Consider the following 14,849-nt stretch of genomic DNA (forward strand, 5'->3'; position numbering starts at 1 on the left):
CTTGCAAAAGCCGCCATCGAACCAGCAAGAACACGCAGCCAAGGGCCAACCCCAAAGCGACAGCATTGGCGAAAAAGATACCGCCAACTAAAGTCGCAGCTGTGCTTCCGACCTGTTCAATGACCATTCCGTCAGCGAGTGATACCCAGTCTTGAAGATACAATGCGAACAGGACAGACAGGCCTACGGGTGACACAATGAGCGCGGTGCTAAGACAGGCCAATCCTCGCCCAATAACGGCCCTCCAAGTCGATCCTCTCAGTATAATTGCCGCTGCGGCGGAGAATACGACAAGCGCCGTGAAAAACACTAAACACACATCCAAAAGTGGCGTGAGGTCATTCGTAAAGGCACCAGGCAAGGCCGACGTGAAGGGCAACAGAACCAAGGTCACAAGTCCGGCGGACAGGAGCCCGGCAGATAACCTTAGTAATCGGCCTGGCGAACGGTTGTGTCTCTGGTTTTGTTCATTGAGCGCCGAGAGCGTTTCAGGAACAATCTGAATCCAGTGCACTGACAGGTTGTTTGGACGAGAAAGCACAAGAGCCCCCGATTGTTGTTAACGAAGAGACGACCCAGCGGGTCGACTGTCCTTAGGAATTGGGCGGACAGGGGGCGGGTTTCTTTTGACACTTGGACAAATACTTGTGGGAGCTGGACAAGCCAGGACTTGAAAACTGGCACGCGTAAGTTCTCTTGAAATGATTATCTGATTGTGTGTGCGACGAAATCTGGGGACAAAACGTTGCAAAACCTGACCCAAGTGCGGCCGCAGCGAAATGGTGCTTTGTCCACTTTCCGGATTTGCAAAGCAAGATCGTCAATGTCTGGTTTGAGCTGCGAACTGCCCAATGCAACTGCAGCAGCTCAGTTGCGAGGCAATGACCGCTAAGGGCCTAAACCACTATTTGAATCCACTGCAGAGAATGGCTGCTCCGAGCTCACTCCGCCGAATGATGCATGGGCACGAATGGCTGCGCACCGGCTGCCAAGGACGGATAGTCATCGGTTGTGACAACCCACCGCAATCGTTGCGAGATCAGTTTTCCGCGTTTGCCTTGTCGCGGTTCCACCAACGATTGGGATTGGAATTGTGCGGGTCGTAGTCGGCGCGGCTGGCCCAACAATCCTTGATGAAGATCAAAGGTTCTTCGTAATGATGTACATCGCGTATCGCATCCAGAACGCGCCCCAGCGTTTCAGAGTCTTGCGAGACCGAAATGACTATAAGGACGCTTGGGAAGGTCTGAACCTTGTTGGCGGCCCCCAGATGCACAGCACTGGTTGAGTTGTCTTCCGGCAAGTAAGTCTCGCTGCCTACAGCACTGACAAATGCGTTGCGCCTGTACCGGCCATAGATCAGTGGATCGACCTCCATCACATTGTCTATGATCTTGTCCGCGTCTTCAGGTGTCGCCTGAATCTCGATTTGCCAGACGCGTTCCACTGTGCCAGTTCGTGTCTTGAGTTTGCTGATGTCGATGCTTTGCATTTTCCTTGTCCGTTCCCTTCTTTGTGCCATGGCCCCTTGGGCCTGTTGCTGAGCTCCAGTCACAACCTGAAGCCGACCTGCGCGGTGATGATATGCGTGTCGCCACGAAGATCGATTGTGCGATCAAACCAAGCATTGAACGGGCCTCCTTCGGCGACACTAGGCTTGAGCAGGTTATTTCTGAAACGAATAATATTGCTAACTGTGATGAGATATGGAAATCTTACTTTATGAAACGTGATCTCGAAATCGACCTGCTGCGGTCCTTCGTCGCCGTCGCGGCGCATCGAAACTTCACGCATGCTGCACAGGCCATTGGGCGCACGCAATCAGCTGTCAGTCTTCAGATCAAACGGCTTGAAACGATCGTGGAGAAACGCCTCTTTGAGCGGAGCCGTCAGTCCGTGTCGATCACACAGGCCGGCGAAGCGTTGTTGGTCTATGCAAACCGCATTCTGGCTGCAAACGATGCTGCGCTGTCACATCTGCAACGCCCAGAGGCGGAAGGATTGATCCGGGTCGGAGCGCCTGATGACTACGCGACTTTCCTGCTGCCTCCAATTCTGTCCGCCCTGGTGAAAGCGCATCCCAGATTGCAGTTCGAAGTGACATGCGACAACGCCAGCGATCTGCTGCCCATGTTGAAGCAGGGCCAACTGGATGTGGTCGTTGCAACGCACCGTCCAGATTCTGTCGCGGGACAGGTCGCGAGGCATGAGCCGCTTCATTGGGTTGCCTCGCCCGATTTCATCGACGACCACGATCAACCTCTTTCGCTCGCTCTGTTCCCATCTGGTTGTGTGTGCAGGGAAATTGCCTTGGATGTATTAAAGCACATCGACCGCCGATGGCGCGTTGCATATTCCACGCGCAGCATAGGGTTGATCGAGAAAGCCCTTCTTGACGGATCGTCGGTGTCCGTGATGGAGGCCTCTGTCATACCACCTGGTCTCAGGATCATTGACGGACAGGCCGGTTTGCCCTCGCTGCACGAGGTGGTGATATCCGTTCACCAATCGAACTCCTGTGAAGCGCACGTGTCCTTCGCGGCCGACTTTCTGGTAGAAAAACTGGGAAGGGCCCCTATGCGAGCCGTTTCATAACACGGGCCTGACAGCAGCGCTGAATTGAGACCGGACATTGGGATTGTCGGTCTGTGTGCTGACTCTGTCCGCTCTCGCGCTACTAGCAATCTGGTTTTGAACGTCCGGAACGTACCGTTGGCGGTCCACTGCATACGCAAAAGGCGGAAAAGGGGTCAATGGCAGGTTGGGGCTAAACCTTCTATCGACACCCCCAGCAGAAAAAGACAGCGTCGAGCCCATTCTCACCCTAAGATGTGGTGTGGCGAATTTCCGGCTATAGGACGGCCGGTTTGGTACCCTTTCGATGCAAAAATTGGATACCAAAGTGGATCAACTCCGATTGGGAAAAACCGTGACGATGCGGTTATTCTGAGCGCTCAGCACACAAACTCTCGGTGAGAGAAACGATCTTCTTAGCAAGCCCCGTCATTTCATGTGCGGCCGTGCCCGTTTCCGAATTGAGGTCCAGTCGGTATTCGTCGAAACGTGGGTCTATGTTTAAACGCGGGTTCAAAGTATAGCCCGGCTTCATTAGCAGGCGCGGGAATTCAAGAATTTCCTTGTATTCGTTGATGCGTGTCACGGTTGTTCCGGGCAGGTCGCCTTGCTGCAATTCGAAATCTGACCATCCTGTCACAGGAGAAGAGTTAAAAACGAAAGCATGTTTCACTCTTCGATTGTTAAGGTCTGCATCCCTGTACAAGGAATACTGCGCCAGGCCACCTCCAAGCGAATGACCAACTGTGTGGACTTCGGAAACGTTACCTATCGCCTGATCCATGAACTCCATTATTCGCGGCAACGCATCGTACAAAACGTCATATTGGGTAACAATCGGGGTACGGCCCACCAGCCAGTGCAAATTCGACGTCCAGTCTTTCAGGCTTTCCTGGAGATTGCCGGTATCAGTTCCGCGAAAAGAGATTACCGCAATCTGGTCATCACCATGATACCAGATGTCAAAAGCTAACCCGCGAGAGCTATGGACACCGAGGATATTCTTGTGAACGGCTTCGGATAGTTCAACTTTCTGCCATTGCGGCGACAAATACGCCCTGAGCGTTAGTCCTTCGCTCGCATAGGCCAGGGCTGCCATGATTGCACGATCTACTAGCGCTTGACCTTTACGTTGACCTGAACCGCAGAACAAATTTTCCAATGGTACTGGTTCGGAATCGTTTCTCAAATACGCTTTGTTCGATGGAGGCTCGTAGCTCCGATAGGCAACGACCGCAGCTCCCAGATTCCACACTCCGATGAATGCAAAAAGGATCACGAGAAATCGAAATACCCTCATCGCTTAATTCACGCCCATAGCTGACAATTCGTGTCCAATCGATTTGGAGGTGTGAAGGCCTTTCAACGCCAAGCTGCACCGTTGACATCATCAGTCCAAACAAAACGTTAAAAAACCGTCTAGCACAAGGCTTCAAATATTGAGACCAACCTACTACGGACTGCTATGTCCGCTCATCCACTATTCGTCAGCTGGCACCGAATGTCCGGAATGTGCTGTTTGCGGTCTGCTGCATGTGCTTAGGTAGAAGCGTTCGTATCGACCATAGCAACCATTGTGACGCTGCCACTCATACCGGTGCTGGTTAAACCGTTAAGAAACGCTTCATGGAATTTAGCTTAAGTGGCGTTTGCCCTGGCCGACCTTCCTCTTTGACTCGCATAAAAGACGTCAAACCTCGTCGCAGGGATTAGGGAGGGTCGCGACCGGCATCGCAAGCAGCCATTAACTTGATGGCTTTCCGCAAAACGTTGACGTGCTAGCGCAATAATTCTGAGGCGCAGATTGCCAAGTTGGTTTCACACACAGCGTATCAAACACGCTCAACTGAAAGGGACCAAGAAATGAAAAAGACACTGATCTCATCCGTCACCGCCTTCGCAATTGTTTTGAGTGCTGGGATGGCGATGGCGCACCCGTCGGGTGGTCACGGCCACCACGAGCATGCTCAGGATCTCAACTCAGCCGCATCGCAAACACGCGACCACACCGACGTAAATTCTGACAACAACCAAACCACAAAAATGTCTACTGATGCAGCCACCAGAGAACAGTCAATTTCTCTTTCGTCAACGCCACCTAGCGGCAGCTATCAATGGAGTCATGACTACAATAATTACTAATAAGTGCGGCTTGAGATCATCTGAACGAGAGCGCAAAAAAACTTGCCAAGTTGACCACAAGCCGATCCAGCCGAAAGGCTAGGTTTGTGATCAACTTGCCTGCTCTAGTTTTCGGAGTTGACCAGGTAAGGGCTGTTTCCAGCCATTCTCTGGGCGTTAAGTGAAAGGCTGCTTCCTAATTGTTCGGTTAGAAAATCGAGGATTCTAGAGTCTCAAAAATTCAAACCTCTAAGCAATCAATTTTATTCTAACCGCAGTCTCACCATTAAGGTGATCCGACAACCATTGTCGGAGTACGTAAATAATGGGACCGAATTATTGAGACTCGCTTCCCAACGAATTCAACACCTAGAGATTTTTGCGCTTTTTGAGTGTTTCGACGGTTCAAGCGCTTCAAATCGACGTTAAACAGAAAACTAATGAGCCTCTTCACGATCTGGAAACAGGCGCTGTGTGTCTTGCTGGGACTTGGTTGATCGGCAGAATACCCTGCCTCAGCACATGGCCCAAAGCGGCCATTTGCGCCAGCCGCATCGAAGGTCTGGTTCGAGCTCAATCTACCTCGTGCCGAGCGATGAACGAATGTCTGCGATGACATCTTTTTGCAAGTGCGGTCCTGCTCTTTTCCGGCGCTCTAGGCTATGGATACTGTCAAATTCGCGCCCGACGGTCCGCCACAAAATACGACGCAGCTTTCAACGAAGGTCTGAACCAGTTTTCGTTTCGGTCCTGGTGCAAACCCGAGCGAGAGGGTGACACCGCTGTTGCTGTCCCGGATTGGCAGGCAGCGTACGTCGTTCCCTGCATAGGTCGGCACGTCACGTGGTTTCATGTTCAACAAGGAAATCCCAATCTTTGAGGCGACAAGCGATCGGACCATTTCAGTCGAATTGGCGGTTGCCACGACGCGAGGGGCTCCTCCGCCTTGTTCAAGAAGATCCAGATAATACCCACGTGCAGCGGGTCGGTCCAAAAGGATCAAGGGCTCGGCCACGATTTGGGGCACGCTCACTGTGTTTTGCTGAGCGAGCGCATGGTCCGTTGGGCACAGGCAATACGTAGGGGCATGGAAAATCGGTTGCGTTGCGATTTGCGGATTGGGCAGTTCTTCAACGAACAGGATCACATCGAACTGTCCGTCCGCCAAACCGGTCTGGACAAAGTTGTTGTCGCCCTCAGTCAGCGTGAATGTCACGCCAGGATTGGACTGCTGCATTTGTGCTGCAAGCATGGGTAAAAATGCTGGAGCAATCGGTGCGTTGTATCCGATGCTGAGATTTCCAGAAAGGTTTGATTGGAGATCGGAAATGCTTGTGAGCAAAGTATCGTACCGTTCCAGTAAATCATCAATATGCCGTCCGACATCGCGGCCCGCGGCGGTCGGAAAGACGCCCTTGGCCCGCGCTCGCGTGACAAGGGCCATGCCGAAAACGGCTTCGGCCTGATCCAACGCAGCGGCGATTGCCGAGGGTGTCACGTTGGTGGCCTGGGCCGCTCCCGTGATGCTGCAATGCTTCAATGCGGCCTGCACGTAGCGCATCGCACGGATTGAGAGTGTCATACCAATACCTCACGCTTTTTGAGGATATTCCTAGCATAAAACTATTTTTCGGAGATTAGAACATTTGGCAGAGTGCCAGCCAGAAACACAAAGGAGTCTGACATGAAAACCCGGACCAAAGTTGTCGTCATTGGTGGCGGCATTGCGGGCTGCTCGACCTTGTATCATCTCACGCAAGAGGGATGGTCTGATGTGGTCCTGGTTGAACGTGATGAGCTGACGTCGGGCACCACCTGGCATTCGGCGGCTCAGGTCACGAATTTCGGCTTGACCCAGACGATGGTTGGTCTCAAGTCCCACTCCATTGCCCTTTACAAGAAACTACGGGACGATCCCGACTATCCGGTTGGTTATCACCACGGTGATGGCGGCATTCGCCTGGCTAATACAGAAGAACAGATGCAGGGGTATCGCCACTTTGCGTCAATGGCGCGCGGGATGGGTATTGAGTATGAAGTTATCGATGCCGAGGAATGCGCCCGCCGCCACCCGCTCATTTCGACTGAAAACCTTTTGGGCGGCCTTTGGGATGGCGAGGACGGTGACATTGACCCTGCCCAGCTATGCCAAGCGCTCGCGTTTCATGCGCGCAAAGCCGGTGCAGAAGTCTATCGCAATACACCGGTCACCGCGCTGACCCAGCAAAGGGATGATACGTGGACCGTCCACACCGAGCATGGTGACATCGATTGCGACATCGTGGTCAATGCAGGCGGATACCGCGTGAACGAGATTGGCCGGATGATGGGGGTGGAGCATCCCGTAGCGTCGATGGAACATCAGTATTTCATAACCGAGGATATCCCAGCGATTGCAGAGGCCGGGCACCGTATGCCGCTCCTACGCTGCCCGATCTCAGACTATTATTCCCGCCAGGAAAAGGACGGTTTGCTGGTCGGGTTCTACGAACAGGATTGCAAAACCTGGGGGATGGACGGGATCAGCCCAAGCTTTTCGAACGATCTATGTCCCGATGATCTGGATCGTGTGATGGATGTGCTGGAAGGCGCGTTCAAACGCATGCCTGCCTTGGCTGAAGTCGGGATCAAGCGGATCGTGAATGGCCCGATCACCTACACAATCGATGGTGCGCCCTTGGTTGGGCCGATCCCTGGAAAGCGCAACGCCTACTGTATCATCGGACTGCGTGCTGGGCTGGGCGAAGGGGGCGGCCACGGCTGGCTTCTAGCGCAGCAGATTGTGCACGGCGAGGCGTGCTATGACACGTGGGTTATCGATCCGCGTCGCTTCACCGGCCATGCAACCGTCGAATTGACTGCGCTCAAAGCGATAGAGGATTACCAGAACGAGTTTCGTTTCCATCTCCCGCACGAGCATCGCCCCGCAGGACGTAATGCGAAAACAACACCCCTGACGCCTGTGCTAGCAGCCGAAGGCGCGGAATTCACGGTTGTGAATGGCTGGGAGCGTGTGGACTACATCAAGCCTTCGCCTGCGTTTCACCCATCGCTAAGCTTCAATTTTGACGAGACGTTCGATGTCATTGCTGCCGAGGTCGCCAATGTTGCAACGAATGTAGGCTTGGCAGAAGTGAATGGTTTCAACCGTATCGAGATCACCGGAAAGGATCGTCACGCTTTCCTTGACCGCATGATCTGCGGGAACGTCACTAAACGAGATGGCCGCGTTGGGCTAGGGTATCTGTTGAACGAACACGGGTGCATCAAGGGCGAGGCTACGGTTGCCAATCTACCTGCCTCAGAGCGCGGACCAGACAGGGTCTGGTATGGCTCAGCTGCCGCGTCTGAATACCACGACATGGATTGGCTCACTTTGCATTTAAGGCAAGACGAGGACGTGCAGCTGCGCAGCCTGACCAACGATCATACAATACTGGTCCTCGCCGGGCCAAAGGCACGGGCGGTCCTGTCTGACTGCGCGCGCGGGAACTGGTCTTCGGACGCATTCCCGTGGTTGTCGGTCCGTGAATGCTGCATCGGGTTCGCACCTGCAGTGGTGATGGGGGTGAGCTTTTCAGGGGAACTGGCATATGAAATCCATGTGCCGAATGCATCGCTTTATGCAGCCTACCTCGCTTTGCGCGAGGCCGGGCGGGCGCATGGTTTGGAACTCTTCGGCGCGCGCGCCATTGAATCCATGCGCATGGAGAAGGGGTTCCTACATTGGAAAGCCGACCTGATTACCGAATTTGACCCGTTCGAGACGGGTCTTTCACGGTTCGTGAAGCTGGAAAAACATGACTTTGTCGGCAAAGAAGCCCTGCTGGAACGGCAGTCCGCTGGACCGAAAAGAAAGCTAGTCACGCTGAAGATCGACACCACTCAAGCCCCAGCACATCCGGGCTCATCACTGATGCAAGACAACGCGGTGGTTGGCACCATCACGTCCGGCGAATACGGCCACCGTGTCGGAATGAACCTCGCATACGCGTTCGTAAAACCCGATTGCGCCACCTCCGGATCAACACTACTGCTTGACCTATGCGGAGAAGACATTGCAGCGCATGTGATCGATAACTCACCTTATGATCCCAATTTCGAACGCATGCGGAGTTGACCAGTACTTCTAGGAAGGATTTCCAAAAGCAGACTTTGAACCAGCCGCAGCGAAAGGAAGTTTCGTCCGCATAGCGGCCATCAGAAATTTGGTTTTGAACGTCCGGAACGTCCGGTTTGCGGTCTGCTGCATGTGCGAAACACGGAAAAGGGATCAACGGCAGGTTGGGGTTCTTATCTCCCATCGATGCCCACCGCATAGAAAGGCGGCAGTGAGCCCAAAGTTACCCTTGGTCTGCTGTTCCAACCGGATCGTACCAAACTAAGAACTGGTCACCGAGTTCGGTTTGAATTGTTTTGAGAATAGCGTGCGCTTCGACCTCGAACTTGTCAAAGTCATTCTTTGACCAAGGACTAGGCCCACCCGGATCTGCCCAATCTAGAGCTGTATCGTGAGCAGTTTTGAGTTCAATTAGCTTCGCCTTTGTCCCGTTTGATAAAGGCAAGGAACTCTCCAAGTCTGAATAACCCCCAAATGCGGATTGAGTCGCTTCATTCATGCCCCACAAACACGGCCCTCCCCACTCAAACATTAGTCGAACTTCGAATTGCGCCATAGAATAGGCCAAGCCCTCTTTTGCTGAGCGTTGTTTCGGTTCTGCTAACGATAAAATTACAACTTTGTCAAAGTCGGCAAAGTCCGCTTATCTGCCATCCGACACCGGACTCTGAACGTCCGAAATATGCGTTTTTCGACGTGCTTCACATGCGAAAGATCGATCCTTGCTAAACGACAGGAACGGGCTCAAACGAGCAGTTGGGCCATGTCTTAGACAATGACTGGAGTGAGCACACGTTTGTCTTGAAATCTTGATAGTCAGCTTTGCGAACAGCTGAACTAGCCTGTGCTGGCGCTACGCAGCGCCTTACGGATGTAGGTGTTGGCGGACCGAAAATGTGATGGACCAGATGCCTCGGCAAACCGACCTAAGGACCATTTACCGGTCCATGCGTGCACACCACTTGAGTAAAGCGTGACATCGTCTTGAGCTTCGATAAAACGACGCAATTTAGTGCAGGCGGACTCGAATTCCGAGAGCAGACCAGCCCAAGGTGTCTCGTTGCCTCTCGCATACAGTGACGCGTTGTATTCTTTGAGTTGGTTCCATTTGTAGCCCCTGGCTGGCACATGAACCTCGCGCCCCGCAACGCCATCTTCGTACCAACCGTGGAACATGCTCATCCAATGGGTTCGGTGAGCGATGACACCTTTGATCGTGGTTTCGTCTTCGGGGGTCGACAAACAGGAATGCGCTTCATCGACGCCATCGAGCGTCTTGCGTAGATTTGCCAACTCCTTGTCGAAGGCGGCAAGCAAATCGGTCTTGTTCGTTGCTGCGGGCATTGCTTAGCACTACACCATTCAACCGGTTGGTTTCTTGATTTGGGTCAATGGCACTTGGTCTTGTCTGACTAAGCAGTAGCGACTTTTTAAGTAGATGCAGCGAGAGGCCTTTCTCCCGCCATTTGCCGCCTAGAATTGAATGTCTGGAATGTGCAGTTCGCTGCGTTGGCAGTATCGAGCATCATGAATGGCAGAAATGCGAAAAATTATGCTTTCCCGTTCTTAGCGAGCACCCTAGGTGGAAATTCTTGCATATATCGACAAAGGTCGTGGGTGAATAAACATTCAAACCTTCGATTTTTATGAACTATCCCCGCAAAACCTCTGTATACTATCAAAGGTATAGCCTCGTTGTAGCACTAGAGGAGATGACTGATGGAGGCCAGCGGCCAGGCAAGTGTAATACGAAGCAAACAGAACGGTTTTTTCATTAAGTTCATATTGGGCAACTTGGTTTGTTTTTTTGTGCCAGTCAGCGCACACGCTCAAAGCTCACAGGCGTGCGTGGAGTTAGGTTCTCCCCGGATTGAGTATTCATCAGGTTCTGAAAGCACTCTAGTTAACCAAACAATCTCGACGACCGAGCGAACCTGCCTTCCAATCCCAAATGGACCCATAACAGGATTAACAATTGGAAACTCCACCATCACGTCCTCTGGTGAAATAGAGTTGTATGTTCCTGGCCAAAATACCGTTCCGAGTAATGCTTCGGTTTTAACCCTTCTGAATATTGATGTCGCGGCGGGAAGCGGAGACTTTATTTCCCGGGAAGCCCTGGCAACAAACATCAACGGGAAGCTCAGAGTGAACCTCATTGGAACTTCGATTGGTTCCGGCAGATCAATGACGTTCGCTCCGTTCAATGGCGCGAATATCGACCCCACTGAAGTCTACTTCCAGTCAGACCGACCGTTAACCTATGACAACCTGACCGTTATTGGAGCTACCGAAGTAGTTTTCGGGGCGTACTATATCCAAACTCGGGTCGCTGAGGCCTCCGATTTCACACTTACGAATAGTTCGATTTCTTCAACCAGCGATATTGCGATAGCGGCAGGCACGACTGTTCGGCTTGATGCGTCAAGCAGTTTGAACACCGTAAATTTTGAGAATTTTGGCACGCTGGCCGGAACTGGAACCGTGAATGCATTCAACTTCACAGTTAAGAACGGAGGGGTGCTTTCGCCGGGCTTTTCAATTGGTACGCTCAACAATAGTGGCGGAATCGCTTTTGAAACTGGGTCAAGGCTTTTAAGTGAAGTCGATCCGACGGCCGGTCAGAAAGCTGACTTGGTGTCATCCAGTGGGCCGGTGACAGGAATTAACCGCGCTACCATACAAGTCGAAGCCGCTCGTCCCGGTCTGACTGCGCAGGACTATGCTGCTGGCAACAACTACACGGTTTTTCAAGCCTCGAGTTTTGATGGAGATTCGCCAACACTTGTTGCAGGTGGCTCTCTTCCGGCTTTGTCCCATCTGACGATAGCGAATACGCCCTCTGCAGATGGTCAGATTGATATTGCTTTTACCGCGTTGCCAGTCTCAAGCTTACCGCAGAACCCGGTAGTTACCAGTTCGCCAAATGCCAGCAACCTTGCTGGTGCGGTTGCCAACACCACAAACACGTCGCCTGGTACGGGGCTTACTAATGGCTCAACAATAGGTACCGCTGTCAATACTCTCACCAATTCAGGCTTAGCTGGGTTTAATCGTGTGCACGCTGAACCTTACTCCTCCAACCTGACCATTGGGCTCGAGCAACTAGACCTTATAACCAACACTGTGCTGAGCCACGCTGACTGCCGCAAGTATCAATCGGTAGGTTTCAACAATCAGGACAGACCCGTTGCCTCAGGTGGCATCGACCCGGTCCAGAGTCCTAGTGGCGCGATAGACTGCTCTGATCGACGCTGGTGGATCGACACAGCCTATGTGAGCGGTGACGTTGATGGAAATAACGGTCTTGGGACATTTGACTATTCGCTCGGGACCATTTTGGTCGGAGCGGATGTCGCAAGTACCGATAGAGGTGTGGTCGGCTTGTACGCAGGCTTCGGGACATCCTCCATGGATGAGCACGATCAAGTCGATCAGGACTTTTCGACCGACAGCTATCACGTGGGCGTCTATGGGCGTACAACAACCGGAACCTGGGAGTTTTCCGGGCTGATCGGTTACATGTTCGGTGACACCGACGCCAAGCGGAACAACCCTTCCGTTGATGGCTTTACTGGAGGCGAGGCAAAGTCAGATTTGGACCAAGAAGGTATTCACGCCGGCCTCCAAGCACGCAGGTTGTTTAACCTGGACAGCGGCGCAAGAGTTTCTGCAGTTTTTGGATTGAACTACGGACGCATTCAACAAGGGTCTGGAACAGAGACCGGAGGTGGCGACTTCAACTATTCAATTGATAAGGCGGATGCAGAGTCCCTAGTCGCTTCCATTGGCTTCGATTATCAACAGGACTTTTTGACTGACAATGGACTACTCACCCCTATAGCTTTTGCCCGTTACGAATACGACTTCTTTGCCAACAAGGATAGTGAGCATGAAATCAATGTTACCAGCCCGATATTTGGGACATTCACGCAAGTCGGGCAGAACCGAGGCGCTAACGGGTTCGTTCTTGGTCTGGGGCTAGGGTATCAAATTTCCGAGCAAGCAAGACTAACAGCAGGGTACGGCTACTCGGTACGTTCCAACGGCCAAGAGCATGGCTTGGGTGCAAACCTTAGCGTTCGGTTCTGATTGAACTGTAGAGGTTTGTTCTCATTTTCTCATGACATGCATCGACCACCGTTGATGTTACATCTAACTGTGAGTCTTAGGGCTCATCCTGCCTGTCTAAGCTTGCCGCGGCGAATGTCGACTAAGAGCCCATTTGGACCGACGCTGCACTTTGCTCAAATGGCAGCTATCTGCTCAGTGTTGATTTCCACCTATTCAGTTTCGCGGACTGATGTAGCAAAACCAATGTTTACCTAACTTGGGCCGCCGTACTACGGCAGGTGCCGCGAACGGGCACCAATCTGATGGCATTTCTCAAAACCTTGACGTGCCAGCGCAATAAATCTGAACCGCAGATTGCCAACTTGGTCTCACACACAGCGTAACAACACGCTCAACCGAAAGGGACCAAGTTATGAAAAAGACACTGATCACATCCGCCACCGCTTTCGCCATTGTTCTGAGTGCTGGAATGTCCATGGCCGGCCCATTGCGTGACCACGGCCAACGCGGGACTGTACATGATGCTCGCTCAACGATTTCGCAAGCAATCAGCCACTCCGACCGAATTGCAGACTTCTCGCCGCGTGGTGCGCCGCAGAGCGTGGGAACCTCCGCATCCGGCTCTCAATCGGAACTCGGCTCAACCCGCGAAGATGGTCCCGCTGGCCTCGGCGGAACATTGGCAACAACTGTAGACTTCAAGTGCAAAAATGCGGGTGTTATTCGCCTTGTCGAACCGTCCGGCCCTAGCGTTCCGTGCGGGACTGGTTTCTAGGCTCAGGACTCATTGATTGATCCAGAATATGATTATTGCGGCAATGCAGATAGCTGAGAAGGAGGTGCGGGCGCAGCGGTCATAGCGGGTTGCGACCCTGCGCCAATCTTTGATCTTGGCGAACAGGTTCTCTACCTTGTGACGTTGTTTGTATAGTGTTTTACAGTAGCTTGCGGGATGCTTCCGCTTTGCTCTTGGAGGAATGTACGGGATGATCCCTCACTCTTTCAGGGCCGAGCGATAGGCATCACTGTCGAATCCTTTGTCACCGATCAGTTCTGAGGCGTCTGGCAGATCAGGCAGGAGGGTTGCCGCGCCTTTGTGATCGCTCTGCTGACCTTTGGTGAGCGACACCAGCCCCGGAAACCATCGTCCGGATGGACCAGAGGCAAATCACGCACTAACAATCAACTTGGACCAGTCAGATGAGGCTGCTCAGCAACGTCGCTCACCGAATGGCAGCAATCGCGCAATCCCAGACCTTGAAGAAGTCAGACCGAACGACGGCTTTGTCCGCTCACGCGCTATTAGCAATCTGGTTTTGAACGTCCGCTTTCGCGCGTTTGCGATCCGCTGCATGTGCGAAAGGCGGAAAGGGGATCAACGGCAGCTTGGGGCTCTTACCGCCAGTCCATGCACACCACCTAGTACGCCTAAGATGAAGGGAAGGCCGCATCCCGCACGCGCCTAGTGATGCATTCAACATTGGTAGTTACATTAAATGAGCCGTTTGCGCCCAGGCTTCCATCTAACATCAACATAAACAACCAAAACCTTTCATATTTTTAAGCTGTCTGAAAGGACGGTTAAAACTCTTAGCATTTTACGGGCCACTTAGTCGTTTGGTAACGAGGCGAGAGTTCTATGCTAAGTTCTGTTTTACCCGTTTTGGCTGGCGTTCTTTTCGAACTAGGACACTTGTGGCCCGCATTCTTTCTGGGTTCGGAGAGTGTATGGGCCATTTCAACGAACACTGCCCAATACTTGGCCCTCGCCTGTGTTGCCGCACTGAATTTCTTGCATAGAGGCGACAATCATTCTCCTGACACAAGCGCAAAAGCTGTGAAAGTGACTTCAGATCTCAAATGTTCCGCCCTTCGGAGGACAGCTGACCTCCCTCGTTTGGATGACAGATTGGTTGATGAACTGTTTCTTCATGCCCAATTGGTGCGAAGTGACAGGCCC

General features: G+C 52.6%; 12 protein-coding genes. 5 read left to right on the plus strand and 7 right to left on the minus strand.

Going from position 1 to position 14,849, the window contains the following annotated elements; all coding sequences use genetic code 11:
• Positions 1-1,039: 1,039 nt before the first annotated feature.
• A complete protein-coding gene (locus ACR0IO_RS21250; RefSeq protein ID WP_480744537.1) occupies positions 1,040-1,492 on the minus strand; it encodes a hypothetical protein in 453 nt (150 codons plus the stop codon).
• Positions 1,493-1,722: 230 nt separating this feature from the next.
• Here ACR0IO_RS21250 and ACR0IO_RS21255 point away from each other — a divergent pair, with 230 nt between their 5' ends.
• A complete protein-coding gene (locus ACR0IO_RS21255) occupies positions 1,723-2,595 on the plus strand; it encodes a LysR substrate-binding domain-containing protein (RefSeq protein ID WP_480744539.1) in 873 nt (290 codons plus the stop codon).
• Between the two features lie 346 nt (positions 2,596-2,941).
• On the opposite strand, the gene ACR0IO_RS21260 is transcribed toward ACR0IO_RS21255, so the two are convergent.
• Positions 2,942-3,736, minus strand: a complete 795-nt coding sequence (locus tag ACR0IO_RS21260; protein WP_480744541.1) for a Tle-like phospholipase domain-containing protein — start codon at positions 3,734-3,736, stop codon at positions 2,942-2,944.
• 701 nt (positions 3,737-4,437) lie between these two features.
• Here ACR0IO_RS21260 and ACR0IO_RS21265 point away from each other — a divergent pair.
• A complete protein-coding gene (locus tag ACR0IO_RS21265) occupies positions 4,438-4,716 on the plus strand; it encodes a hypothetical protein (RefSeq protein WP_480744543.1) in 279 nt (92 codons plus the stop codon).
• Between the two features lie 634 nt (positions 4,717-5,350).
• Here ACR0IO_RS21265 and ACR0IO_RS21270 read toward each other — a convergent pair.
• Positions 5,351-6,277: a LysR family transcriptional regulator gene (locus ACR0IO_RS21270; RefSeq protein ID WP_480744545.1), complete on the minus strand. Its 927-nt coding sequence runs from the start codon at positions 6,275-6,277 to the stop codon at positions 5,351-5,353.
• Between the two features lie 102 nt (positions 6,278-6,379).
• On the opposite strand from ACR0IO_RS21270, the gene ACR0IO_RS21275 reads away from it, so the two are divergent.
• A complete protein-coding gene (locus tag ACR0IO_RS21275) occupies positions 6,380-8,815 on the plus strand; it encodes a GcvT family protein (protein ID WP_480744547.1) in 2,436 nt (811 codons plus the stop codon).
• A 223-nt stretch (positions 8,816-9,038) separates the two neighbouring features.
• Here the strand turns inward: ACR0IO_RS21275 and ACR0IO_RS21280 are convergent, their stop codons facing one another.
• Both ACR0IO_RS21280 and ACR0IO_RS21285 read right to left on the minus strand, forming a co-directional pair.
• Positions 9,039-9,314: a hypothetical protein gene (locus ACR0IO_RS21280; RefSeq protein WP_480744549.1), complete on the minus strand. Its 276-nt coding sequence runs from the start codon at positions 9,312-9,314 to the stop codon at positions 9,039-9,041.
• A 338-nt stretch (positions 9,315-9,652) separates the two neighbouring features.
• A complete protein-coding gene (locus ACR0IO_RS21285) occupies positions 9,653-10,159 on the minus strand; it encodes a ClbS/DfsB family four-helix bundle protein (RefSeq protein ID WP_480744551.1) in 507 nt (168 codons plus the stop codon).
• Positions 10,160-10,534: 375 nt separating this feature from the next.
• On the opposite strand from ACR0IO_RS21285, the gene ACR0IO_RS21290 reads away from it, so the two are divergent.
• Both ACR0IO_RS21290 and ACR0IO_RS21295 read left to right on the plus strand, forming a co-directional pair.
• The gene (locus ACR0IO_RS21290) at positions 10,535-12,907 is read left to right on the plus strand and encodes an autotransporter family protein (RefSeq protein WP_480744553.1); all 2,373 of its coding nucleotides are present in this window, start codon (positions 10,535-10,537) and stop codon (positions 12,905-12,907) included.
• Positions 12,908-13,301: 394 nt separating this feature from the next.
• Entirely contained in the window at positions 13,302-13,664 is a 363-nt protein-coding gene (locus ACR0IO_RS21295; protein ID WP_480744555.1) for a hypothetical protein, read from the plus strand.
• A 9-nt stretch (positions 13,665-13,673) separates the two neighbouring features.
• Here ACR0IO_RS21295 and ACR0IO_RS21300 read toward each other — a convergent pair whose 3' ends face one another.
• A complete protein-coding gene (locus ACR0IO_RS21300) occupies positions 13,674-13,880 on the minus strand; it encodes a transposase (RefSeq protein ID WP_480744605.1) in 207 nt (68 codons plus the stop codon).
• Between the two features lie 3 nt (positions 13,881-13,883).
• Positions 13,884-14,018 (minus strand): hypothetical protein, encoded by a 135-nt coding sequence (locus tag ACR0IO_RS21305; protein WP_480744556.1) that lies wholly within the window; start codon positions 14,016-14,018, stop codon positions 13,884-13,886.
• Positions 14,019-14,849: the final 831 nt, after the last annotated feature.

Source organism: Ruegeria sp. CE12 (assembly GCF_056537525.1).